19 protein-coding genes are annotated in these 25,004 nt (G+C 66.4%); 10 read left to right on the top strand and 9 right to left on the bottom strand.

The genetic code is table 11. From position 1 onward, the window contains the following. Positions 1–2 precede the first annotated feature (2 nt). Genes ELS24_RS14475 through ELS24_RS14455 form a run of 5 tightly spaced genes read left to right on the top strand, consistent with a single transcriptional unit; the run spans position 3 to position 6,691 of the window. The gene (locus tag ELS24_RS14475; RefSeq protein ID WP_050444873.1) at positions 3–1,286 is read left to right on the top strand and encodes a TRAP transporter large permease; all 1,284 of its coding nucleotides are present in this window, start codon (positions 3–5) and stop codon (positions 1,284–1,286) included. Beyond that, entirely contained in the window at positions 1,283–2,212 is a 930-nt protein-coding gene (locus tag ELS24_RS14470) for an HpcH/HpaI aldolase/citrate lyase family protein (protein ID WP_127184521.1), read from the top strand. The genes ELS24_RS14475 and ELS24_RS14470 overlap by 4 nt, the downstream gene beginning before the upstream one ends. Next, positions 2,209–3,930: a thiamine pyrophosphate-binding protein gene (locus tag ELS24_RS14465; RefSeq protein ID WP_127184520.1), complete on the top strand. Its 1,722-nt coding sequence runs from the start codon at positions 2,209–2,211 to the stop codon at positions 3,928–3,930. Before ELS24_RS14470 ends, ELS24_RS14465 begins: the two co-directional genes overlap by 4 nt. A gap of 14 nt (positions 3,931–3,944) precedes the next feature. Further along, positions 3,945–5,195, top strand: coding sequence for a Zn-dependent hydrolase (locus tag ELS24_RS14460; protein ID WP_127184519.1), 1,251 nt, complete (start codon positions 3,945–3,947; stop codon positions 5,193–5,195). Beyond that, the gene (locus tag ELS24_RS14455; protein ID WP_127184518.1) at positions 5,192–6,691 is read left to right on the top strand and encodes an aldehyde dehydrogenase; all 1,500 of its coding nucleotides are present in this window, start codon (positions 5,192–5,194) and stop codon (positions 6,689–6,691) included. The genes ELS24_RS14460 and ELS24_RS14455 overlap by 4 nt, the downstream gene beginning before the upstream one ends. Before the next feature lie 159 nt (positions 6,692–6,850). On the opposite strand, the gene ELS24_RS30935 is transcribed toward ELS24_RS14455, so the two are convergent. The 7 genes from ELS24_RS30935 to ELS24_RS14425 form a co-directional block, all read right to left on the bottom strand. Continuing rightward, positions 6,851–7,018 carry a hypothetical protein gene (locus ELS24_RS30935; RefSeq protein WP_164741255.1) on the bottom strand — a complete coding sequence of 56 codons (168 nt, stop codon included), beginning with the start codon at positions 7,016–7,018 and terminating at the stop codon, positions 6,851–6,853. Between the two features lie 7 nt (positions 7,019–7,025). Then, the gene (locus ELS24_RS14450) at positions 7,026–8,171 is read right to left on the bottom strand and encodes a Fic family protein (RefSeq protein WP_240669520.1); all 1,146 of its coding nucleotides are present in this window, start codon (positions 8,169–8,171) and stop codon (positions 7,026–7,028) included. A 182-nt stretch (positions 8,172–8,353) separates the two neighbouring features. Continuing rightward, complete coding sequence (locus tag ELS24_RS14445; protein WP_127184516.1) at positions 8,354–9,490, bottom strand: zinc-binding metallopeptidase family protein; 1,137 nt, start codon at positions 9,488–9,490, stop codon at positions 8,354–8,356. Then, a complete protein-coding gene (locus ELS24_RS14440; protein ID WP_127184515.1) occupies positions 9,487–10,470 on the bottom strand; it encodes a transglutaminase family protein in 984 nt (327 codons plus the stop codon). The genes ELS24_RS14445 and ELS24_RS14440 overlap by 4 nt, the downstream gene beginning before the upstream one ends. 18 nt (positions 10,471–10,488) lie before the next feature. Beyond that, positions 10,489–13,143, bottom strand: coding sequence for a circularly permuted type 2 ATP-grasp protein (locus ELS24_RS14435; protein WP_127184514.1), 2,655 nt, complete (start codon positions 13,141–13,143; stop codon positions 10,489–10,491). Positions 13,144–13,191: 48 nt separating this feature from the next. Beyond that, a complete protein-coding gene (locus ELS24_RS14430) occupies positions 13,192–16,566 on the bottom strand; it encodes a DUF2126 domain-containing protein (RefSeq protein ID WP_127184513.1) in 3,375 nt (1,124 codons plus the stop codon). Positions 16,567–16,661: 95 nt separating this feature from the next. Then, positions 16,662–17,459 (bottom strand): transglutaminase family protein, encoded by a 798-nt coding sequence (locus ELS24_RS14425; RefSeq protein ID WP_050444883.1) that lies wholly within the window; start codon positions 17,457–17,459, stop codon positions 16,662–16,664. A gap of 364 nt (positions 17,460–17,823) precedes the next feature. On the opposite strand from ELS24_RS14425, the gene ELS24_RS14420 reads away from it, so the two are divergent. The 5 genes from ELS24_RS14420 to ELS24_RS14400 are packed head-to-tail and all read left to right on the top strand — an operon-like array spanning position 17,824 to position 22,724. Beyond that, a complete protein-coding gene (locus ELS24_RS14420) occupies positions 17,824–18,477 on the top strand; it encodes a hydrolase (protein WP_050444884.1) in 654 nt (217 codons plus the stop codon). A 13-nt stretch (positions 18,478–18,490) separates the two neighbouring features. Next, on the top strand, positions 18,491–18,787 hold the full coding sequence (locus ELS24_RS14415; RefSeq protein ID WP_050444885.1) for a XapX domain-containing protein: 297 nt from the start codon (positions 18,491–18,493) through the stop codon (positions 18,785–18,787). Continuing rightward, positions 18,780–20,669 (top strand): amidohydrolase, encoded by a 1,890-nt coding sequence (locus ELS24_RS14410; protein WP_127184512.1) that lies wholly within the window; start codon positions 18,780–18,782, stop codon positions 20,667–20,669. The genes ELS24_RS14415 and ELS24_RS14410 overlap by 8 nt, the downstream gene beginning before the upstream one ends. Positions 20,670–20,683: 14 nt before the next feature. Then, positions 20,684–21,106 (top strand): DoxX family protein, encoded by a 423-nt coding sequence (locus ELS24_RS14405; RefSeq protein ID WP_127184511.1) that lies wholly within the window; start codon positions 20,684–20,686, stop codon positions 21,104–21,106. Then, positions 21,093–22,724, top strand: coding sequence for an MFS transporter (locus tag ELS24_RS14400; RefSeq protein WP_205736974.1), 1,632 nt, complete (start codon positions 21,093–21,095; stop codon positions 22,722–22,724). The genes ELS24_RS14405 and ELS24_RS14400 overlap by 14 nt, the downstream gene beginning before the upstream one ends. A 28-nt stretch (positions 22,725–22,752) precedes the next feature. Here ELS24_RS14400 and ELS24_RS14395 read toward each other — a convergent pair whose 3' ends face one another. Both ELS24_RS14395 and ELS24_RS14390 read right to left on the bottom strand, forming a co-directional pair. Next, a complete protein-coding gene (locus ELS24_RS14395; RefSeq protein ID WP_127184510.1) occupies positions 22,753–23,910 on the bottom strand; it encodes a cyclic nucleotide-binding domain-containing protein in 1,158 nt (385 codons plus the stop codon). A gap of 170 nt (positions 23,911–24,080) precedes the next feature. Continuing rightward, positions 24,081–24,989 carry a helix-turn-helix domain-containing protein gene (locus ELS24_RS14390; RefSeq protein ID WP_230695941.1) on the bottom strand — a complete coding sequence of 303 codons (909 nt, stop codon included), beginning with the start codon at positions 24,987–24,989 and terminating at the stop codon, positions 24,081–24,083. Positions 24,990–25,004 lie beyond the last annotated feature (15 nt).

Genomic DNA, 25,004 nt, shown 5'->3' with positions numbered 1-25,004 from the left:
AGATGTCTTCGGGTGCTCTCTTCCTGATGGGCGTGTTCACGATCACGGTGCTGATCGACATGCCCATTGCATTCGGCCTGGTGCTGGCGTGCCTGGCCTACCTGGCCGTGTACGACGCCGCGCCCATGATGGTGGCCGCGCAGCAGTACGTGGTGGGGCTGGACAGCTTCACGCTGCTGGCCATTCCGCTGTTCATCCTGGCCGCGCAACTGATGAACGGCGCGGGCCTGACGCAGCGCATCGTGCGCTTGTGCGCCGCCATTGTCGGAGACATCAAGGGCGGCCTGGCGGTCGTGGCCGTACTGGCCTGCCTGATGTTTGGCGCGCTGTCCGGCTCGGGCGTGGCCGACGTGGTCGCCATCGGCAGTCTGCTGTTGCCCGCCATGGCGCGCAGCGGCTACGACAAGGGCTTTTCCTGCGCGCTGGTGGGCAGCGCGGGCGCCACGTCCACCATCATCCCGCCCAGCATCGTGCTGATCGTCTACGGCACCATCACCGATACGTCGGTGGGCAAGCTGTTCGTGGCCGGCATCGTGCCGGGAATTTTGCTGGGCTTCTCCTTGATTGGTGTTGCCATCTGGCAGTCGCGCAAGCACAACTGGGCGGGTGGCCAGCCGTTTTCCTGGGGCGAACTGCGTGCCGCCACCATTGATGCGCTGCCCGCGCTGATGGTGCCCGTGCTGATCATCGGCGGCATCCGCTTCGGCATCTTCACCGCCACCGAGGCCGCTTCCAGCGCCATCGTCTACGCCTTGCTGATCGGCTTTTTCTGGTATCGCTCGCTAAGCCTGAAGTCGCTGTGGAGCAACCTGAAGTCCACCGGTGAAAGCAGCGCGTCCATCTTGCTGCTGATCGGCGCGTCGGGCCTGTTCGCCTGGGTGCTGGTGGCCGAACAGGTGCCGCAGGCACTGTCCACCCTGCTGGTGGAATGGACCGACAGCAAGACGGCCGTGCTGCTGGTGCTGACGGTGGTGTTGCTGCTGCTGGGCACCTTCATGGAAGCCATTCCCGTCATCATCATCGTGGCGCCCGTGGTGATGCCGGTGCTGGCACACTACAACATCGACCCGGTGCATTTCGGCATTCTGCTGTCCATCAACATGGCCATCGGCGCCAACACGCCGCCGGTCGGGGTGGACCTGATGGCCGCCTGCAAGATTGGCGGCATCAACATGATGCAGACCCTGCGCCCGCTGTCCTGGATGATGCTGGCCATGACCGCCGTGATGTTGCTGCTGACCTTTGTTCCTGAACTGGTGCTGTTCCTGCCGAGGCACGTGCAATGACAACGACCGCTTATCTACGCCGCCCCCCCGCGCTGCGCCGCAGCTGGATGTTTGTGCCCGGCATGGACGCGACCGCGCAGGCCACGGGCCTGGCCAGCGGCACGGACGCGCTGGTGGCCGACCTGGAAGAGTTCACCGCGCCCGTCGAGCGGCCCGCCGCCCGGCCCCGCATCGCCGCGCTGTTCGCCACCTGCCGCGCCCAGGGCGTGGTGGCTGCCGTGCGCATCAACAAGCTGGAAGACGACGGTCTGGCCGACCTGCGCGGCGTGATGCCCGGCGCCCCGGACGCGGTGTTCCTGCCGCACGCCGAAAGCGCCGCGCAGATCATCGCGCTGGACCAGGCCATCAGCACGCTGGAAGCCGAACTGGGCCTGCCGGCCGGCAGCACGGAAATTGTGCCGACGCTGGAATCCGCGCTGGGGCTGGTGCGCGCCTATGACATCCTGACCGCCAGCCCGCGCGTATCCGCCTGCCTGCTGGCCGCCGAAGACCTGACGGCCAGCCTGGGCGCCGAACGTGGCAAGGACGGCATCGAACTGCACGCCGTGCGCGCCCGCTTTCTGGTGGACTGCACCGCCGCCGGCTGCGTGCCGATCGACTGCCCGTTCAACTACCGCGACCTGCCCGCGCTGGAAGCGGACTTGCGCTGGGCGCGCCGCCTGGGCCTGAAATCCAAATGCGCGACGGTGGCCGAGCAAGTGCCGCTGATCCACCAGGTGTTCACGCCCAGCGCGCCCGACGTAGACGCCGCGCGCAACTGCGTGGCCCGCTTCGAGGCCCAGCGCGCCGGCCAGCATGACGCCGAACGCATCGACCCGCCCACCTACAACACCGCGCGCCGCCTGTTGGCGCGCCACGACCAATTCGAACGATGGGCCGCCGAGCGCCGCGCGCAGGCCGTCCCACAACCAGGAGACCTTGCATGACGTCATCCGCACTTCCCGAACGCAATGGTGGCCAGATCCTGATGCAGCAGTTGCGCATCCATGGCGCGCGCCGCGTGTTCATGATTCCCGGTGAAAGCTACCTGCCCTGCATCGATGCGCTGAACGAACACACCGACGCCATCGAACCCATTGTGTGCCGCCAGGAAAGCGGCGCGGCCTACATGGCCGAGGCCTATGGCAAGCTGACGGGCGAACCCGGCATCTGCTTTGTGACGCGCGGCCCGGGCGCCACCAACGCCAGCATCGGCGTGCACACCGCCTACCAGGACTCCACGCCGATGATCCTGTTCGTGGGCCAGGTGGGCAATGACTTCATGGAACGCGAAGCCTTTCAGGAAATTGATTACCGCCGCATGTTCGGCCAAATGGCCAAGTGGGTGGCGCAGATCGACCGCACCGACCGCATCCCCGAATTCATCTCGCGCGCCTTCGCCGTGGCGACCAGCGGCCGGCCTGGACCGGTGGTGCTGGCGCTGCCGGAAGACACGCTGTGGGGCACCGCCCGCGTGGCGGACCTGCCGCGCTACCCGCGCGTGCACAGCCACCCGGGCGCGGCCGACCTGACGCGCATGGTCGACTTGCTGAACGCCGCCGAACGCCCGTTCCTGCTGCTCGGCGGCAACGGCTGGCACCAAACCGCCATCGACCAGATCGCCGGCTTTGCCGAACGCTTCGAGTTGCCCGTGGGCACCGCGTGGCGCCGCCTGGAGTGTTTTGACCAGCGCCACCCCAACGCCGCCGGCCACGTCGGCTGGGCGATGACGCCCGACCTGCGCCAGCGCTTGAAGGACGCCGACCTGGTGCTGGCCTTGGGCACGCGCCTGGGCGAAGCCACCACCGAAGGCTATACCGTCATTGAAAGCCCGCTGCCGCGCCAGAAGCTGATACACGTCTACCCCGACGCCGCCGAACTGGGCCGCGTGTTCTCACCCACGCAGGCCATCGTGGCGGACGTGGCCAGCTTTGCCGCCAGCGTGGCGGACCTGGCGCCCGGCCATGCCACGCCGCGTGGCGACGCCGTGCGCATCGCGCACCAGCAACTGGTGGAGAGCCTGACGCCGCTGCCCTCGCCCGGCGCAATGAGCCTGGACGCGGCCGCCGCCTATGTGGACGCGCACCTGCCCGCAGACGCCTGCGTGACCGTGGGCGCGGGCAACTACGCGCTGTATCCGCACCGCTACCGGCGCTATGCCGGCCCGGGCACCAGCCTGACACCCACCGTGGGGTCGATGGGCTACGGCCTGCCCGCCGCCATTTCCGCCAAGCTGGAAGACCGCCAGCGCGACGTGGTCTGCTACGCGGGCGACGGCTGCTTTCAGATGAACATGCAGGAACTGGGCGTGGCCTTGCAGTACAAGCTGGGCGTGGTGGTGCTGGTGTTCAACAACGGCATCTGGGGCACCATCCGCGCGCATCAGGAACGCGAATTTCCCGCGCGCGCGATTGCGCTGGGCTTTGAAAACCCCGACTTCACGCAGATTATCCGGGGTTACGGCGGCCATGGCGAAGCCGTGGAGAACACCGCCGACTTCGGCCCGGCGTTTGAACGCGCGCTGGCGTTTGCGCGGCAAAACAATCTTCCCGCGCTGCTGGAAATCCGCTACGACGCCAACGGCATCGCGCCGGGCGAAACGCTGATGGGCATCCGCGAAGCTGCGCAGGCCCGTATCGCCAGCCATCAACATAACGGCCTCTGACAGGACCTGACTCCATGACAAGCACGATTTCAATCAACGGACAGCGGCTGTGGCAGTCGCTGATGGACCTGGCGCAGATCGGCGCCACGCCCAAGGGCGGCAACTGCCGGCTGGCGCTGACCGCGCTGGACGGCCAGGGCCGCGATCTGGTCACCGGCTGGATGCGCGATGTGGGCATGACGCTGCGCGTGGACCAGGTGGGCAATATCTTTGCCCGCCGCGCCGGCCGCAACAACAACCTGCCGCCCGTCATGACCGGCAGCCACATCGACACCCAGCCCACCGGCGGCAAGTTCGACGGCTGCTACGGCGTGCTGGCGGGGCTGGAAGTCATGCGCAGCCTGAACGACCATGGCGTCGTCACCGAAGCCCCGCTGGAAGTGGCCATCTGGACCAATGAAGAAGGCTCGCGCTTTCTGCCGGTGATGATGGGCTCGGGCGTATTCGCCGGCAAGTTCCCGCTGGAAGTCGCGCTGAACGCGCGCGACCACGACGGTAAATCCGTGGCCGACGAACTGGCCGCCATCGGCTACGCCGGCCCGGACGCGGTTGGCGGACGGCCGGTGGGTGCGTACTTCGAGGCGCACATCGAGCAAGGCCCGATTCTTGAGCACGAAGAAAAAGTGGTTGGCGTGGTGACGGGGTCGCTGGGCGTGCGCTGGTACGACGTGGTCATCACCGGCATGGAAATGCATGCCGGCCCCACGCCCATGCCCATCCGCCGCGACGCGCTCTACGCCGCCACCTTCCTGTTGCAGGCGGTGATTGGCATCGCCAACGACAACCAGCCGCACGGACGCGGCACGGTCGGCGAAATCCATGCGCACCCAGGTTCGCGCAACGTCATCCCCGGCCAGGTCCGTTTCACGGTGGATCTGCGTCATGAAGACGAAGCCACGCTGACGCAGATGGATGCGCGCTGGCTGGCCGCCTGCACCGACGTGGCCGAACGCCACGGCGTTACCGTGGACGTGAAGCAGGTGCAGTATTTCCCGCCCACCCCCTTCGACCCGGACCTGGTCGCCAAGGTACGCGACGGCGCCACGCGGCGCGGCCTGGCCGCGATGGACATCGTCACCGGCGCGGGCCACGACGCCGTCTACATGGCCAGCGTCACACCCACCGCCATGATCTTCGTGCCCTGCAAGGACGGCGTGAGCCACAACGAAATCGAAGACGCCAAACCCGCTGACCTGGAAGCCGGCTGCAACGTGCTGCTGGACGCCATGGTCGCCCGCGCCAACCACACCGGAGACCCCGTATGAGCCAACACGATCACGCTTACTGGCAAGCCCGCGCCGCCGCGCTGACCTTCAAGGGCCAAGCCTATATCGACGGCGCCTACTGCGACGCCGCCGACGGCGCCACATTCCCGGCATCCAGCCCCATCGACGGCCGCAAGCTGGCCGACGTGGCCGCTTGCGGCCAAGCCGACGTGGACCGCGCCGTGGCCGCCGCCCGCCGCGCCTTTGAAGCTGGCGTATGGAGCCAGCTGGCGCCGCGCCAACGCAAGGAACGCCTGCTGCGCCTGGCCGCCCTGATCGACCAGCACACCGAAGAACTGGCGCTGCTGGAAACGCTGGACATGGGCAAGCCCATCCGCGACGCGCTGGCATTCGACGTACCGGAAACCGCCCGCTGCTACGCCTGGTACGCCGAAGCCATCGACAAGATCTACGACGAGATCGCGCCGACCGGCCCCGACGCGCTGGCCACCATCACCCGCGAAGCGCTGGGCGTGGTGGCGGCCGTGGTGCCGTGGAACTACCCGCTGATGATGGCGGCCTGGAAAGTGGCGCCCGCCTTGGCCGCGGGTAACAGCGTCATCTTGAAGCCGGCCGAACAGGCGTCGCTGTCCGCCATCCGACTGGCGGCGCTGGCCGAAGAAGCCGGCATCCCCGCGGGCGTCTTCAGCGTGGTGCCCGGCTTGGGCGCGGTGGCGGGCCAGGCGCTGGGCCGTCACCCGGATGTGGATTGCGTGGCCTTCACGGGCTCGACCGCCACGGGCAAACGCTTCATGACCTATTCCGGCGAATCCAATCTGAAGCGCGTGTGGCTGGAATGCGGCGGCAAGTCGCCCCACATCGTGTTTGACGACTGCCCCGACCTGGACCGCGCCGCGCAAGCCGCCGCGCTGGCCATCTTTTCGAACCAGGGCGAAGTCTGCATCGCGGGTTCGCGCCTGTACGTGCAGGACGGCATCTACGACGCCTTCATGGAAAAAGTGGCCGCCTACGCCGCCACGCTGCAACCCGGCGACCCGCTGGACCCCGCCACCGCCATGGGCGCCATGGTGGACGAACGCCAGATGCAAGGCGTGCTGGCCCGCATCGCCGCCGGCCAATCCGAAGGCGCCACCTTGCGCATCGGCGGCAAGCAAGCACGCAGCGCGTCGGGCGGCTACTACATCGAACCCACCATCTTCGATTGCGCCCACCAGGATTCCGCCTTGGTACGCGAAGAAATCTTCGGACCGGTGTTGGCCGCGCAGCGCTTCAGCACCGAAGACGAGGCGATCCAGTTGGCCAACGATTCGGTGTACGGCCTGGGCGCCGGGCTGTGGACGGCCAACCTGTCACGCGCGCATCGCTTGTCGCGCCGCCTGCGCGCGGGGCTGGTGTGGGTGAATTGCTATGCGGACGGCGACATCACGGTGCCGTTCGGCGGCGTCAAGCAATCGGGCTCCGGGCGCGATAAGTCGCTGCACGCGCTGGATAAATATTCGGACCTGAAGACCACCTGGATCAGCTTGACCGTGTAATCGTGTCATGGCTCACGCCCTTGGGCAGAATCACCGCCAAGCGGGTAGGTGATTCCGCCCAAGGGCAAGCTAAAACCACGATCTTCGAGAATCCAGGTGCTGAGCCAAGTCCATCACATCGTGCAGCACTCGGCCGATTGGATAGCCGATAGACCCACATTACTTCCTCATGTTTACCCTGGCGGCAGCCTGCGCCCCAAGCTGTTCGATGAAACTTTCGAGCTGATCGTCTGTGACATCGGTAAAGCGCCCTGCGGCGATGTCAGCCCATCCCTTGTCGGCGGCGTCGCGGAGCACGTTGAGCTTGGCTTCTTCTATCCCAATCATCCACCCTTCATCCCTCAACATCGTCCACCCCTCCGTACAGCGATGGCAGCAGCAAAGGCAATGCATCCAGGGCGAAGGCAAAGCGCACGGGGCCGCGCGGGGTATCGGATGCCACCAATCCACTTTTCAATGCCGCCGCCAACAACGATCGCCCCGTGCGTTCGCCCAGCCCCGTCATCTGAATAAACTCGCCTCGGCTGACGGGGCCTGCGGCAAACAAAAAGTAGATGGGTAAGGCCGCCTCGGCCCGCAAGCGGCCGTGCGCGGCTTCCACCTGCACGGCGGCATGGATCTTCGTTTTCATCGAATCCAAGGCCAGCATGCGCGTCATGTAGGCCACCTGATCTTCACAAACGTCCAGAAAGTATTCAACCCACTGCACCAGGCCCTTTTCGCTCAGGTTGCCGCGGCCGTCCAGGTCACCCTGGCGCGGCGCGTCCGCGCACGCCAGATAGCCGTAGTAGTCGTTCACGCTGCGCGCCAGGCCACGGTTGACGGACCAAAGCCCCTGCGTGATCGGCAACATGGCGGCATGGGTCTGTAAGCGCGACGCGCGGCCATTGCCATCGGCAAACGGATGCATCCACGCCATGCGATGGTGCGCGCAGGCGATGGCGATCAGCTGCGCGTCGGCGGGCCTGGGGCGGTCATAGTGCTGGGTGAATGCCGCCAGGAATTGCGGCAATGATTGCCAGGCGGGAGGATGGTGGCGGCCTACCGTGACATCGATCGTGCGCAACGCGGCAGGCTGCACCACGTAGCCGTCCTGGGTGGTTCTGTCGCGGGCGTCCAGATGGCTGTACAAGGCGCCATGCGCGGCGGTGGCAAAGTCAGCGCCCAGCGCGCCCTGGGTATCGGCCAGGCGAGACATGGCTTTTTCAGCCTGGATATGCGCCACGGCAATGCGCTGCAATTGCGCCACCTCGGGCCGGTCTGAAAATTCCTGATGCAAGGCGGCTTCGATGTTGCGGGGCGTGGTGCTTTGGCCTTCGATCCGGTTGCTGTAGTAGGAATTCATGTTGCGCAATAGATCGCGCAAGGCGTCGCGCGTGGCGGGATGCGCCAGCGCCCCGAGTTCTACCGATTGGTGAACGATCGCGCGAGCGCGTTCCAGCAGCCGCACGGATGTGGCTTCGGCGGGCTGGAGGGGCAAGAATTGATGCGGAGAATCGTACATTTGGCCCGAGCATTTTCCGGTTCTTTTGCCGGTTTTTTTGCCGATTATTATTGCATTTATCAAATTGATAAATAAGCAATATATTTAATTAATTCGGTGATTGTACGAAATTTCTTGCCGGTTTCTTTGCCGGTTCATTCTCCCGCTGTTTCAGCGCGCTAAGCCCCCTTCACCACTCGATGCACGAACTGCAACTTCCCGATCACCTGCGCCGGCAGCACGAATGGATAGAAATCCCGTTGCCCCATGCTGCGGGCCAGTTCGTTCAGCACGCCGGTCAAGGCGACCCAGGCGTTGACCAGGTCCAGGAACGCCTGCCCTTCCGGGTCGTCCGGGTCGTATAGCGCGTCCTTGGTGAAGGGTTCGTAGGACTGCTCGACCGTCGTCCGCGTGATGCCGAAGCTGATGGCGGTGTCCAGCGTATCCATCATGTGCAGGTAGTGGGCCCAGGTTTCGGCCCAGTCTTCCCAGGGGTGGCAGGACGCATAGGTGCTGATGTAGTGCAGCGCCCAGTCGGCGGGGGGGCCTTGTTCGTAGTTGCGTTGCAGCGCCTGGGCGTAGTCGGCCTGTTCGTCGCCGAACACCTGGCGAAACGGCTCCAGCCACGGGCCGCCGGCAATGCGCTGGTCCCAATAGTAGTGGCCGATTTCGTGGCGGAAGTGGCCTAGCAGGGTGCGGTACGGCTCGCGCATGTCTTCGCGCACCTTCACCCGGTAGGCGTCGTCGGCTTCCTGGATGTTGATGGTGATCAGCCCGTGCGCGTGCCCGGTCAGCAAGGGCGCGCCCTCGGCGCCGGGCGCCAGCAGGTCAAAGGCCAGGCCGCCGTCATCGGGCGTTTCCGAGCGCCGGATGGGCAGACCCAACATCAGCACCTGCGCGATCATCTGGCGCTTTGCCGCTTCCACCTTGCACCATAGCGGGCCGTTTTCGGGCACCGACAGGTCAGGAATGGTGTGGTTCAAGCTACAGGCCAGGCACAGCGTGTCGGCCGATTGGGCGGGCAGCAGCCAGTTGCACAGGGCCGGCATGGCGAAATTGGCGCAGCGTTTGTAAGTCCTGCCACGCACCTTGCCCGATTCACGCAGGATGCCGCTGGCCGGCTCCACGTCCAGCGCCACCACGTGCCCGCGCTTGGGGTCAAAGCCCAGTTGGCGATGGCAGTTCAGGCATTCCGTGTTGCTGAAAAAAATGGGCTGCCCGCACACGCACTGAAAGGCCTTCGCCCGCGCATGCCGCACGCGTGCGCGTTTCGGGGCGCGCAGTTGGCGGTGGATCGCGTCGAAGAAGTAGGTCATGCATCCATTCCAGTCGGAAACTCGTCTATGGGCGCGACGGTCACGCGCACATCCAATTCATGGCCGCCGCCTCGGATGACACCCCGCAGGGGCGTCACGTCGGCGTAATCGCGGCCGTAAGCCAGCACCACATGCGCCGTGCCCGGCACCACGTCGTTGGTGGGGTCCAGGTCGATCCAGCCGCCATTGACGTCCACCCCCGCGCAATGCACCGACACCCACGCATGCGAGGCATCTGCCCCGATCAGGCGCGGCTGGCCGGGTGGCGGCTGCGACATCAGATACCCGCTGACATAGCGCGCCGGCAAGCCGATGGCGCGCAGGCAGCCGATCATCAGATGCGCAAAATCCTGGCACACCCCGACGCGCTCGTGAAAGACGTCAAGAATGGGCGTGGATACCTGCGTATGCGCCGGCTGGTAGCTGAAGTCGGCGTGGATACGGTGCATCAAGTCCAGCGCGGCTTCGGCCACGGGCCGCCCCGGCATGAATGACAGCAAGGCGTATGCCCGAAGCTCGGCATGCAGCGGCACGTAGGTGGAGGGAAAGCTGAATTCCGCTTCCGGCGCAAACGGCAAGGCGGGGTCGTACCGCAAGCGCCGTGCCGCGTCTTCCCACGGCAAGCCGGCCGTGGGGTCCAGCGCGCCAAAACGCGGGTAAACGGTGACGCGGCTGGTGGCGCGCACGGTCAGCGCGTCATGCGGGGCGTACAGGGCGAAGAGGCAGCGCGTATTGCCAAAGCCGTCCACGGCCTCGGTAATGGAGGGCGGTGCTGGCGTGACGCTTAGCGTGTAGGAGTCGACCACCTGGCAGGCGTCGTTCAGCGGGCGTAAATAACCCAGGTGATGCGCCAACTCCACGGGCGCGGCGTAGCGGTAAGCGGTTTCGTGGTCCACGCCCAGGGTCATCCCTTGGGTCGCCTCCACGGCCACCTCCGGGGCGTCGGCGGGTGCATCCAGGTAGGAAGTCGAAGAATTCATGGGTACGGGGCCGGTAAATTACGCGCTAAGCGTCTGGTCATGGCCGGCTGCGTGGCTGAAGTAGCGCAGGCTGATGGCGTTGGACAGCGCACTGGCGGCGTCCTCAAGTTGTGCGGTCAGCGCCAGCACGCCGCCGTATTGGCTTTGGCTTTGGCTTTGGCTTTGGTGCTGTCCACACAGCTCCGCCAATGTCACGCCCACGCCGTCTTCGGGCAACAGGCGGACCAGGTCCGTGGCGGGGCCCGCCACCGTATCGGGCAGGCGCGCCACCTCTTTGCGCAGCACGTTCAGCACGCAGGCGAGCGACCGCGGGTTGGCGGGTTCCTGCACCAGCAGGTTCAGCAGCGCCGGCACTTCCTGGCGGCCCGGATAATACGCGCGGTAGGTGATCTTGCTATCGAATAGGTCCAGCAGCATGTTGAAGCCGCTATCGCCCAGCACCGCATTCTGGCGAAACAGCGCGCCCAGCAGACCGGCCATGGCGGACAGGCGTTCAATCTGCCGGCCGATTGTCAGCAGGCGCCAGCCATCGTCGCGCGTCATGCGGTCGGTTTGCGAGCCGGTGATGGCCGATAGCTGCATGCCCAGGCTTTTCAATCCGCGCAGCACGTCCGGCGCGGACATCGGCGGCGTGTCCGACCCCGACCCCGACTCCGGCACCCCGGGTTCGCCGCCCTTGCCGCCGGACGCCATGCGCATGAAGCCTTCGTGCGCCGTCACAACCAGCCGCCAGTGCTCGGGCGACAGGCGGTCGCGGATCTGGCCCGCGGCGAATGCCAAGGCGCCCAGGTTGCGCGCCACGCCGCCTTGCGTCGGGCCGCCCGCCAGTTCGGCCACCAACGTGGCTTCAAACATGCGCACCGACAAGGTGGGCGCGGCCGGCACCAGGCCGCTGCGCTGGCACAAGGCATCGACGGCGGCAAACAGTTCGCCGGCATTGTCTTCGTCGCTGTTCAACCAGGTCAGCGCCACCGTGGCCAGGCGCACGTCGTTCTCCGCGCGTTCGGTATAGCGCCCCATCCAGAACAGGTTTTCGGCGGCGCGGCTGGATACCGGGCGGCTCGCCGGCACCAGCTCTTCGGGCCGCAGTTGCACGGGCAGCATCGAAAATGTATCCACCGCGCCCCGGGTGGTGACCCAGGTGTCCATGCTGCTGCCGCCGCGCTGCATGGACACGATCTGCTTTTCTCGGCTGGCGATGCGGGTCAGCCCGCCTGGCAGCACATTCCAACCGCCCTCGCCGTCCGCGATGACGAACACGCGCAGCATGGCCGCGCGCGGCACGATGTGGCCGGCGGACCAACTGGGTGCTTGCGACAGCGGCAGGTATTGCTGGATGGTGTAGGCGTCGGGGTGGTCGGCGATGCGGGCTTGCAGCGCGGCATGTTCGGACGGCGGCACGGCGCCCCCGATCACGGGTTCGAAGCCGCCCCGCATATTGTTGGGATAGGTGGACTTGACCACCGTGCCCGGCAGGTTGGCCAGCACCTGTTCGCGCGCGGCCGCTTCCCCGCACCACCACGACGGCAGCGACGGCAGCAACAGGTCGGCATCAAACAGGTGGCGACTGATGGCGGGCAGGAAACCGTTGATGGCGGGGGATTCCAGAAAGCTCGTGCCCAACGAGTTCGCCACCAGCACGTTGCCCGCGCGCATGACTTGCAGCAGGCCCGGCGCCCCTAGCGTGGAGTCCGAGCGCAGCTCAAGCGGGTCGCAGAAATCGTCATCCAGCCGGCGCAGCACGGCGTGTACGCGCTCCAGGCCGTGCAGCGTTTTCAGGTACAGCATCTGGTCGCGCACGACCAGGTCGCCGCCTTCCACCAACGTAATACCCAGGTAGCGCGCCAGATAGGTCTGTTCGAAATAGGTTTCGTTGTAGGGGCCGGGCGTCAGCAGGACGATGCGCGGTGGAGTGTGCGGCAAGGCTTGGGCCGACGACCCGCCCGGGCTCAACTTGTACAGCATGTCCATCAGCCGGCGATAGCTGGTCGCCAGATGCTGCACGCGCAGTTCCTTGAAGGCCTCGGGGAACATGCCGGAAATGGTCAGGCGGTTTTCCAGCAGATAGCCCAGCCCGGACGGCGCCTGCGTGCGTTGCGACACCACCCACCAGTTGCCGTCGCTGGCGCGCGCCAGGTCGAAGGCGGCAATGTGCAGATAGGTGCCGCCCGGCGGCAGATAGCCGCGCAAGGGGCGCAGGTAACCGGGATGGCCGAACACCAGCGCGGGCGGAATCAGCTTGTCGGCCAGCAGGGTTTGCGGCCCATAGACGTCGCCCAAGATGCGGTTCAGCAAGGTGGCGCGTTGGCGCAGCCCCTGTTCGATAACCGACCAGTCGGTGTCGTTGATGACGAAAGGCAGCAGGTCCAGCGACCAGGGCCGGGCCGAGCCGTTGGCGTCGGCGTAGATGTTGTAGGTGATGCCGTTTTCGCGGATCTGCCGGGCCACCACGTCAACGCGCCGGTCCAGGTCGGCAAAGCCGTTGGTGCCCAATAGCTCGAAGAAACGGGGCCAGGGTTCGCGCAGCCGGGTGGCGCCCGACGCGACGGCGCCCGACGCCTCTGCCGGCGCGCGCAGTTCGTCATAGTGGCCCGGCCGTGCGGGCAGCGCCGCATGAACCGCCAGGGATGCGACATCCTGCGACGGATCGGTCTGAAAAAGAAATTGCGGCATGGGGAATCAGAGGGCGACCGGTGCGCCGGGTTCAACATCCAGAAGGGGTCAATCGTGCCTTAAATCCAGCGAGAACGGAAACTCGCGGCTGACCTGGGCAGGCGCCACGTCCATGCGCCCCGGCGTGTGGCCAATTTTTTCAAAGCGGGCCAGGCGCCGGCTCTCGGCCTCGTAGGCGTTGATGGGGAACGTTTCCGGGTTCAGCCCGCCCGGATGCGCCACATGGTAGCGGCACCCTCCCAGGGAACGCTGGTTCCAGGTGTCCACAATATCCACCGTCAGCGGCACATGCACCGGAATGGTGGGATGCAGCGCGGATGGCGGCGCCCAGGCCTTGTAGCGCACGCCCGCCACGTATTCGCCCACGCGCCCCGTCGGTTGCAAAGGCAGCGCGCGCCCGTTGACCGTCACAACATAGCGGTTGTCGTTCAAGCCCGATACCCGGATTTCCACCCGTTCCAGCGACGAATCCACGTAGCGCACCGTGCCGGCCGACGAGCCCTCTTCGCCCATCACGTGCCAGGGTTCCAGCGCGCCACGCAGTTCCAGGTGGATGCCACGCGCGGCCACGTCGCCAAACAGCGGAAAGCGGAATTCGAAATGCGGGGCAAACCAGGCGGTGTCAAAGGCGTAGCCGGCTTCGTTCAGGTCAGCCAGCACGTCCTCGAAATCCATCTTCACAAAGGTCGGCAACAGAAACCGGTCGTGCAGCTCGGTGCCCCAGCGCGTCAGGCGCGCGGTGTACGGGGTCTTCCAGAAGTGGGCGATCAGGCCGCGCAGCAACAGTTGCTGCGCCAGGCTCATGCGCGCATGCGGCGGCATTTCAAAGGCGCGCAGTTCCAGCAGGCCCAGTCGGCCCGTCGCGCTGTCAGGGGAATAGAGCTTGTCAATGCAGAATTCTGACCGGTGCGTGTTGCCCGTGACGTCCACCAGGATGTTGCGCAGCGCGCGGTCGATCATCCAGGGCGGCACCTGGGCGCCCTGCTCCGCGCAGCGCCGATGGATTTCCTGAAACGCCAGTTCAAGCTCGTACACCTGGTCGTTGCGCGCTTCGTCGATGCGCGGCGCCTGGCTGGTGGGGCCGATGAACAAGCCCGAAAACAAGTACGACAAGGACGGATGGTTGACCCAGTACGCCAGCAGGCTGGCCAGCACGTCGGGGCGGCGCAGGAATGGGCTGTCGGCCGGCGTGGCGCCGCCCAGCACGAAGTGATTGCCGCCGCCCGTGCCGGTGTGACGCCCGTCGGCCATGAACTTTTCGGTGGACAGCCGTGTCTCGAACGCGGCCTCGTACAGGAATTCGGTGTGGTCGACCAGGTCGGCCCAGTTGCTGGCGGGGTGGATGTTGACTTCGATGACGCCGGGGTCAGGCGTGACCTGAAGCATCTTCAAACGGGGGTCGCGCGGCGGCGGATAGCCTTCCAGCACGATCTTCACCTTCAGGTCACGCGCAGTGGCTTCCACCTGCGCCACCAGCGCCAGATAGTCTTCCAGACGCGGCAGCGGCGGCATGAAGACAAAAAGCAGGCCATTGCGCGGCTCCACGCACATGGCGGTGCGGGCCAGCCACGAGGCCGATTCAAACTTGGCGGGCGCGCGGGTGGCGTCCGGGTTTGGTGCGGACCCCGGTCCTGCCCCGGGTCCTGTGCCAGATCCCACCCCTGCTGCCCCGCCCGTCCCCGATCCCGATCCCGCCCCCACCGTGGCGCGCGGGTTCTGCGCCAGCAACTGCGCCGGCCCAGGCAACGAACGCCGCGCGTCAAAGGGATCCCGATCCGCCACCACGGGCGCATCGGCCTCGGCCGTCCAGGGCAGCGAGTCCAGCGGCAGGCGCAGGCCCATCGGCGAATCGCCCGGGAACAGATACATGCGTTCATCGCGCAGGAACCAGGGGCCGGACACCCATGGCCCGCCCTCGCCCGCCTGGATCGGCAAGGCGTAGCCGACCACGCTGTCCAGCTTCTGTTCGAACACGCGGCGCAGGCGCGCGCGTTCCATTTCGTCGTCCAGCCGCGAATCAAAGGGGTCCACGTTGGCGGGCAAGCGGCGTTCGCGCCACAGGTAGTAGAAGACGTCTTCGTAGCCCGGCACGATGTGGCGCGCATCCACTTCCAGGCGCTCGGCAAGGCGCGTGATGAAACGCTGCGCGTCCGCCACGGTGTAGCTGCTGCGCTGACGCTCGTCGGCGAACAGCGCCGGGTCGCCCCAGCAGGGCTCGCCATCGGCGCGCCAGAAGATCGACAGTGCCCAGCGCGGCAATTGCTCGCCCGGATACCACTTGCCCTGCCCGGCATGCACAAAGCCGTTGCCGCCGTAGCGGGTGCGCAGGCGGTTCAGCAGTTCCAGGGCAAAGCCGCGCTTGGTGGGGCCGAGCGCGGCGGTATTCCATTCGGCGCCGTCGCGGTCGGCGACCGACACGAAGGTGGGTTCGCCACCCATGGTCAGGCGCACGTCCATGTGGTCCAGGTGGTCGTCGATCTTGTCGCCCAGGTCCAGAATGGCCTGCCATTGCTCGTCGCTGTACGGCTTGGTGACGCGCGGCGATTCAAACACGCGCGTGACCGACATGGTGTGCACGAATTCCACCTCGGCCTTGTCGACCGCGCCCGTCACCGGCGCCGCGCTGCCCGGTTCGGGGGTGGCTGCCAGCGGAATATGGCCTTCGCCCGCCAGCAGGCCAGACGTGGGATCCAGGCCGATCCAACCGGCGCCGGGCAGATAGACCTCGCACCAGGCATGCAGATCGGTAAAGTCGGTTTGCGCGCCGCTGGGGCCGTCCAGCGCGCGCACGTCGGGTTTCAACTGGATCAGGTAACCCGACACAAAGCGCGCCGCCAGCCCCAGATGGCGCAGGGCCTGCACCAGCAGCCAGCCGGAATCGCGGCACGACCCGGCGCAGCGCGCCAGCGTTTCTTCCGGCGTCTGCACGCCGGGCTCCATGCGGATCAGGTAGCTGATTTCCTTGTGCACCTGCTGGTTCAGAGCCACCAGAAAATCCACCGTGCGTTGCTCGCGCACGTCCACCCGCGACAGGAATTCCGCGAACAGCGGCGTGGCCTCGTCGCAAACGCGGTACGGCGCCAGTTCGCGGGCCAGCACATCGTCATAGGTGAAGGGGAATTCCTCGGCGTCGGGTTCCAGGAAGAAGTCGAACGGGTTGTAGACCGCCATCTCGGCGACCAGGTCTACGGTGATCTTGAATTCGCGCGTCTTGCCCGGAAAATTCAGGCGCGCCAGATAGTTGGCGAACGGGTCCTGCTGCCAGTTCAGGAAATGCTCGGCGGGTTCCACCGTCAGCGAGTACGACAGGATCGGCGTGCGGCTGTGCGGCGCGGGCCGTAGCCGCAGCACCTGGGCCGACAGGCTGACCAGGCGGTCATAGTTGTATTGCGTGACGTGCTTGAGCGCTACGTGGATAGTCAAAGCCTTCTCCGGATCGACTGTACTGCCGAAATTCTTGGGGGGGGTCACGCCTTGCTTGCGGAATGTCACGCCATTCGTGCAGGGTACGCCAATCCTCAGTGGCTGGTCTGTACCTGCACCGATACATTCATCGACAGCGTGGCCGCCACGCCATGCAGCCAGCGCACGGGCGAGGCCGATTCGTAGTCGCGCGCGACCGCCAGGCGGCAATGGCCGTCGGACGCGAACGTGGCATGGCTGACGTCCACACTGACCCAGCCGTGCCCGGCCAGCCAGACGTCGGCCCAGCCATGGCTGGCCGCGTCGTCGCCCGCTTCGTGCCAATACCCGCTGACAAAGCGGGCCGGCGTGCCGAAGGCGCGCACGCAAGCCAGCAGCAGATGGGTTTGGTCATGGCTGCCGCCGCGCCGGGCCGCGAGCGTTTCGGGGGCTGTCATGGGCGCGCTGCCCAAGCCGGGCTGGTAGGCGACCCGTTCGCGGATCGCGCCCGCCAGGGTCAGCACGTCTTGCGGCACATGCACGCCGCCCGGCACCACGCGGCGGCAAAAATCGCGGACGCTATCGTCGCACTGCGTCAAGGCCGTGGGCACGCCATAGATGTACACCGGCAGGCGTTCGTCTTCGTCGCCCACATGGCCTTGGGCCAACGGGTGGATGTCTACCTGCCCCACCGCATGGATTTCGATTTCGCTGTGGGTGCGGTGCAGCGTCAAGGTGTGGGTCACGTTGCCGTAGGCGTCCACCTGCGGCTGGATCTCGCCCGGCGTCTGAATCTGCCAGCGCAGCGCGTGCTGATGGTCGTCGCGCCGGGGCGTCAGCCGCAAGGTCTGGATGCTGTAGTTGACCGGGGCGGGATAGCGGTAGCGGGTCACGTGCTTGATGAGATGCTTCATGAAAGTCTCCACACATCGATTCGGCAACGCCATCAAGAAAAACAAGCAACATGCGTGCCAGGCAGCCAGCTTGCGCGCGCCGGGTTACGGCATTGCGACGCGACCCCGCTAGGTAACGGCTGGTATCCCTTCAGGCGCCCAAGACGCACCAATGCGGTGCGCCGGATGCGTCGGGATATGCCCTGTTGTGGCACATGCCGGGCGCATCTGCCGACCCGTCCGCTGCCCGGCGGCCACCATCCCATTCTTCAAAGCGGCTGACAATCGTTCAATACACCGATAGCAGGGACAGGCACAGTGCGGGCGTCTTCCGGAATTTCTCGGAATGTTCGGATTTCCACCCACGGCATCCCAAGGAGCCCCCATGTCCGTCACCGCCTACGCCAAGCCCGGCGCCAAGCTGCTGTCCCCCAAGGACCACACGCTCATCATGATCGACTTCCAGTCGCAGATGGCGTTCGCCACCCACTCCATCGATGCCATCACGCTGCGCAACAACGCCGGCTTGGTCGCCCACGCCGCCGCCGGTTTCGGCGCGTCCACCATCCTGACCACGGTTGCCGAAAAGAGCTTTTCCGGCCCGATGTTCACCGAAGTCACCGCCCCGTTCCCCGGCCAGGCGCTGCTGGACCGCACGTCCATGAACACCTGGGAAGACGAAGCCGTCATCAAGCAGGTCAATGAAATCGGCAAGAAGCGAATTGTGCTGGCCGGCCTGTGGACCAGCGTGTGCATCGTCGGCCCGGCCCTGTCGGCGCTGGACCAGGGCTTTGAGGTGTATGTCATCACCGACGCTTGCGGCGACGTGTCGCTGGAAGCCCATAACCGCGCCGTCGAGCGCATCGTGCAAGCCGGCGGCCAGCCGATCACCGCCTTGCAGTACCTGCTGGAAATGCAGCGCGACTGGGCCCGCACCGACACCTACGACATGACCACCGGCATCGCCAAGCAGTTCGGCGGCGCCTATGGCCTGGGCATCATCTACGCCAAGTCCATGTTCAACGCCCACGAAGGCTGATAGGAGCCCGCCCATGAAGGTCTACCTGGTTTCGTTGGCGCTTGGCCTGCTGGTCGGCGTGATCTATGCGCTGTTCAACGTACGCTCGCCAGCGCCTCCGGTGATTGCCCTGGTAGGCCTGCTGGGCATCCTGGCGGGGGAACAGATTCCCCCGCTGGTCAAGCGCATGCTGGCCGAACCGGCCGCGCGCACATCGTGGTTGCACGAGCAGGTCAAGCCGCATATGTTCGGTGAACTGCCTAGCTGCCCCAAGACTTCACCCCTCCCTGAAACACGCGCCGAAGCCTGTGGAGACAAGCGCCATGGTTGACACCCAAGCCCCCGACCTGATCCTGCACCAAGGGCGCTTCACCACGCTGGACCCGGCGAACCCCACAGCCGACGCCGTCGCCATCCACGACGGCCGCTTCACCCGCGTGGGCGCCGCCGCCGACATCCTGCCGCTGGCCGGCCCCGCCACCAAGGTCATCGCCTTGAACGGCCGTGGCGTGCTGCCCGGCCTGATCGACAACCACCTGCACATCATCCGTGGCGGGCTGAACTACAACATGGAATTGCGCTGGGACGGCGTGCGCAGCCTGGCCGACGCCATGGCCATGCTGCGCCGCCAGGTCGCCATCACCCCCGCCCCGCAGTGGGTGCGCGTGGTGGGCGGCTTTACCGAGCACCAGTTTGCCGAAAAGCGCCTGCCCACCATCGAAGAACTGAACGCCGTGGCGCCCGATACGCCCGTGTTCATCCTGCACCTGTACGACCGCGCCCTGCTCAACGCCGCCGCCTTGCGCGCCGTGGGCTACGACAAGACCACGCCCGCCCCGCCCGGCGGGGAAATCGTGCGCGATTCGGCCGGCAACCCCACCGGCCTGCTGCTGGCCAAGCCCAATGCGTCGATCCTGTACGCCACCTTGGCCAAGGGGCCGAAGCTGCCGCTGGAATACCAGGTGAATTCCACGCGTCACTTCATGCGCGAACTGAACCGCCTGGGCGTCACCGGCGCCATTGACGCGGGCGGCGGTTTTCAAAACTACCCCGAGGACTATCAGGTCATCCAGCAATTGGCCGACGCCAATCAGCTGACCATCCGACTGGCCTACAACCTGTTCACGCAAAAGCCCAAGCAGGAAAAGGAAGACTTCCTAAACTGGACCGCCACGTCGCAATACAAGCAAGGCACCGACTATTTCCGCCACAACGGCGCGGGTGAAATGCTGGTGTTCTCGGCGGCCGACTTCGAAGACTTCCGCCAGCCGCGTCCCGAGATGGGGCCCGAGATGGAAGGCGAGCTGGAAGAAGTGGTGCGTATCCTGGCGCAGAACCGCTGGCCCTGGCGCATGCACGCCACCTATGACGAAACCATCAGCCGCTCGCTAGACGTGTTTGAACGCGTCAACCAGGACGTGCCGCTGGCCGGCCTGAACTGGTTCTTCGACCACGCCGAAACGATTTCCGAGAAATCCATCGACCGCATCGCCGCGCTGGGCGGCGGCGTGGCCGTGCAGCACCGCATGGCGTACCAGGGCGAATACTTCGTCGAACGCTATGGCGCGGGCGCGGCCGAAGCCACCCCACCGGTCAAGCGCATGCTGGAAAAAGGCGTCAATGTGTCGGCCGGCACCGACGCCACGCGCGTGGCGTCCTACAACCCCTGGGTATCGCTGTCGTGGCTGATCACCGGCAAGACGGTCGGCGGCCTGCGCCTGACGCCGCAACGCAGTTGCCTGGACCGCGATGCCGCCCTGCGCATGTGGACCGAGAACGTCACCTGGTTCTCGAACGAACAGGGCAAGAAAGGCCGCATCGCGGTCGGCCAACTGGCTGACCTGGTGGTGCCCGACCGCGACTTCTTTGCATGCCCGGAATCCGACATTGCCGACACCAGCAGCCTGCTGACGGTGGTGGGCGGCAAGGTGGTCTGGGGCGCGGGCGAATTCTCGGCCCATGATGACGCCGCCCCGCCGCCCGCCATGCCGGATTGGTCGCCCACGCGCTTGTTCGGTGGCTATGGCGCCTGGAGCGACAGCGAAGGCAAGCCCTTGCAAACCACGCTGCGCGAAGCGGCCGCCGCCTGCGCCTGCCTGAACGACTGCAACGTGCACGGTCACCAGCACGCCGGCGCCTGGGCCAGCAAGCTGCCCGTGTCCGACCTGAAGGGCTTCTGGGGCGCGCTGGGCTGCGCGTGCTGGGCGGTATGAGCTTGCGCCCTTCCATGGCGCACCCGCCTGCGTTGCGCCGTCCGCTGCTCTCGAAAACGGTGCGCTGGCTGGCTCTGCTGGCGCTATGCGGCGCGTATATCCAGGGCGGGCTGGTCAAGCTGCTGGACTTCGCGGGCGCGCAAGCCGAGATGGCGCATTTCGGCCTGCATCCCACCGCGCTCACGGCCAGCGCGGTCATTGCACTGGAACTCGGCGCCAGTGCACTGATTCTGTCCGGACGCCTGCGCTGGCTGGGCGCGTTGGCGCTGGCGCTCTTTACCGCGGTGGCGGCACTGATGGCCAACCGCTATTGGGAAGCGCCCGCCGACGCGCGCTTCATGGCAATGAACGCGTTCTATGAACACTTGGGGCTGGCCGGGGCATTCGTCCTGGTCGCCTGGCATGATTTGACGGAGCGCCTGCATGGCCGGACCTGACCGCAACACCCCGCCCGCCGCCGTGGGCGGCATGGCGCCCTTGAAGCACACGCTGTTCGCCGTGCTGTGGGGCGCCACCATCCTGGGCAATATCGGCAGCTTCATGCGAGACGTGGCCAGTGCCTGGCTTGTGACCGACCTGTCCAGCAACCCGGCCGCCGTGGCCATGATGCAAACGGCGGCCACCTTGCCGGTATTCCTGTTGGCCATTCCGGCGGGCGTGCTGTCCGACATCCTGGACCGGCGGCGTTTCCTGATCGCCATCCAGGTGCTGCTGGGCTGCGTCAGCCTCACGCTACTGGTCATGGCCAAGACCAACACGCTGACCGTCGAAACACTGATCGCGCTGACCTTCCTGGGCGGTGTGGGCACGGCGTTGATGGGGCCGACCTGGCAGGCCATCGTGCCTGAACTGGTGCCCAAGGCCGAACTGAAAACCGCCGTGGGCCTGAATTCGTTGGGCGTGAATATCGCGCGCGCCTTGGGGCCTGCCGTGGGCGGCCTGCTGCTGGCCGCGTTTGGTGCGGCCGCTGCCTATGGCGCGGACGTGCTGAGCTATGTGTTCGTGATCGCGGCGCTGATCTGGTGGAAGCGCCCCAAGAAAGTGGACGATGGCTTGTCCGAGCAGTTCTTCGGCGCCTTCCGTGCCGGCGTGCGCTACGCCCGCGCCAGCCGCGAGCTGCATGTGGTGCTGTTGCGCGCGGCGGTGTTCTTCATTTTCGCCAGTTCGGTCTGGGCCCTGTTGCCATTGGTGGCGCGCCGCATGCTGGGCGGTGGCGCGGGCTTTTATGGCGTGTTGCTGGGCGCCGTGGGCGTGGGCGCGATTCTGGGCGCGGTAGTGCTTCCCAAGCTACGCCAGCGCCTGAACGCCGACGGCCTGGTGCTGGCCGCCGCCGTGGCCGCTGCCGTGGTGATGGCGGCACTGTCCTTCGCGCCGCCACAATGGGCCGCCGTCTTGCTGTTGCTGCTGTTGGGCATGGGCTGGATCGTGGCGCTGACCACCTTCAACGGTGTGGCGCAAGCCATCCTGCCGAACTGGGTGCGTGGCCGTGGTCTGGCCATCTACTTGATGGTGTTCAACGGCGCAATGGCGGCGGGCAGCCTGGGCTGGGGTTTGCTGGCGCAGGAAATCGGGGTGCCCGGCACCCTGCTGGCCGGCGCCGTGGGCTTGCTGGTGGCGGGCCTGGTGCTGCATCGCCTGCGCCTGCCGCAGGGCGAGGCCAATCTGGATCCGTCCAACCACTGGCCCGAGCCGCTGCTGGACGCGCCCATTGAACATGATCGCGGCCCGGTCATGGTGCAGATCGAATACCGCATCCGTGTGCAGGACCGCCCCGCGTTCCTGCAGGCGCTCAAGGCGGTGGCCGAAGAGCGTCGGCGCGACGGCGCCTACGCCTGGGGCGTGGCCGAACACACGGGCGAGCCCGAGCGCGTGCAGGAATGGTTTCTGGTGGAGTCCTGGGCCGAGCACTTGCGCCAGCACCAGCGCGTGTCGCACGCCGATGCCGACCTGCAAGGCGAAGCGCAGCGCTTTCATATCGGGCCGGAAAAACCCGCGGTGCACCATTTCCTGGCGCTGGACTTGCGCCAGGCCAAGCGGGACAGCGGCCCGAGCTAGCGAGGCGGCGGACGAGTTGCGCAGCAGACTAGTGAGCCGAGGCGTCCAGGAAGCGGTGCACCACACGCACCGCCGCCGCGCCCTCGGCGATGCAGGCAAGCACGTGCTTGACGGATCCTGCACGCACCGCGCCCACCGCGAACACGCCGGGCTGCGAGCTTTCATACGCGCGCGCCTGCATGGACCCGGCTGCCGCCCGGCCCGTCAGGATGCAGCCCAGGTCATCGGTGTCCAGGCAGCCGTCCAACCAGGCGGTGTTGCCCTCGCCAGTGCCATCTGCCACCCGCCCGGTCGCCACGATCAAGCTGCGCGCCTCGATCATCTGGCCGTCATCGAGCCACACGCGATATGGGTAACAGGTGCTGTCAAAAGCCGTGGCCAGGCGCACGGGCATTACACGCGAGCCGAAGCGGCGGCTTTGCGTTTCGGCGCGGCGCAGCAGACCGCCGTCGCACAAGCCCGTGATGGTGCCGGGAAAGCCGGGCAAGGCCTGCTTGCCCGGCGTGTTAAAGCCCGACGCAGCGGCGCCCGACGCAGCGGCGCCCGACGGCCCGGATTCGCATAAAGAGCCGCCCACCAGCAAGGTGTGCAAGCCTTCCGAGGCGGCATAAGCCGCCGCCGCCAAGCCCGCCGGCCCGCCGCCTATCACGGCCAGGTCCAGCACCGGGTCGACCTGCCCCGCCGCCGCTCCCGACCGTGAAACAGCGCCGCCACGCGAAATGGCGCCGCCATAGGGCCGGCGCCGCAAATACCCGATGCGGCGCAGCATGAAGGCGCGCAGCACGATGTCTGCCAGCAACGGCTCGGCCAGCAGCAATTGGGTCAGCCCCGCGCGCGACAGGCGCAGCAGCCGGCTGTCGGAATCGGCGCGTGCGCTCACCGAGTTGGGGCGGTCGGTGAACAGGTCCAGGCTGCCGGTGAATTCGCCGTCGCGATGCATCAACAGGCTGTGCTGGCCGCCGTCGGGTTCGTCTTCCAGTACTTCGACGTACCCGTCCAGCACGATGTAGAAGGCGGCCTCCGCGCCGCCGCTTTGCAAGAGCACGGTGCCGGCCGACACCCGCACTTCCTCGCCGTAAGGCGCGGCCAGGCGGATCTGCTCGGGGCTCAGCATGGGGAACGCTTGCGCATGCAGGGCCGGTAACTCAGGCGGATGGCAAGCGGCGTCAACGGGCGGACGATTCATGGGATTCAATTCCGGGGCATCCGAAGAAAGCGGCAAGGTACAGCGCTAGGCTAGCTTCGGGCTGCCGGACGGTCTTGCGTACTTGGGTGCTGCTTTGTCTGAAAGAGCAGTGATCGTACACCGCGGCTAAAACCCCGGCTTGGACCCGGGCTGATACCGCCCGATGCGCTCTAGGCGTTGACCTTGCGCCAGGCCCCGGGCGACAGGCCCACCACGCTGGTGAACACCCGCGTCAGATGCGCCTGGTCGGCAAAGCCGCACAGCAGCGCGATGTCGGTGATGGAACGGCCCGGCATGCGCAGCAGGTCCTGCGCTTTTTGCACGCGCTGCTCCAGCAGCCAACGGTGCGGCGTGGTGCCCACCGTCTGCCGGAACGCCTTGATGAAATAGCTGCGCGACAAATTGCAGGCCTCGGCAATGTCGGCAATGGACGTGTCCGCGCGCAGGGACGACAGCAGCATGTCCTTGGCCCGCGCTTCCAGCTTGCGCGACAGCACGCGGCCGCCGCCGGATTCCGTGAAGCCGCTGGTGGCGCCCGCGCCATAGCGCGACAGCAAGTGCGCGCCCAGCGCCAGGCTCAGGTGTTCGACGAACAGGCCGCCCTGTTGCTCCGGCTGCGCCAAGACGCTGGTCAACACATGAGACATATGCGCCAGCACGGGGTCACCCTGCCCTGCGCGCGGCAACAGGCTGCTGACGCGCGGGCCGCCGTTTTCGTCATTGATGCGCTCGATGAAAGCGCGCGACAGCTCGATCAGCACAAAATCGAAACCGCCATGCAGGTCGGCACGGTAATCGTCAGTGAAATCGCGGATATAGACCGACCCGATGTCGAAATCATGGGTCGATGCATGGTTGCCTTGCAGGATGCGGCGGCGGTGTCCGCCCTGCATGGCCACGCCCACCAGATAGCCCCGGTCGGACGCGGGCGTGGCAACGTGGCCGAAATGTTTGTTGTCGGTGCTTTTGCGATAGAACGTCAGCCCGCCGCCTTCAAAATGCTGGTTCAAGATGAGCTTGCTGGCGGCACACCCAAGCGCGTCGGTCGCGGCGGTGGGCTTGGGCGCTGGGGCAGACAATACCGCTGTCTCGGA

The sequence above is a fragment of the Achromobacter spanius genome, from assembly GCF_003994415.1.
In the GTDB taxonomy this organism is placed as follows: Bacteria; Pseudomonadota; Gammaproteobacteria; order Burkholderiales; family Burkholderiaceae_B; genus Achromobacter; species Achromobacter spanius_C.
The sequence above is the reverse complement of the archived record's forward strand: the minus strand, read 5'-3'. Positions and strand labels throughout refer to the sequence as shown.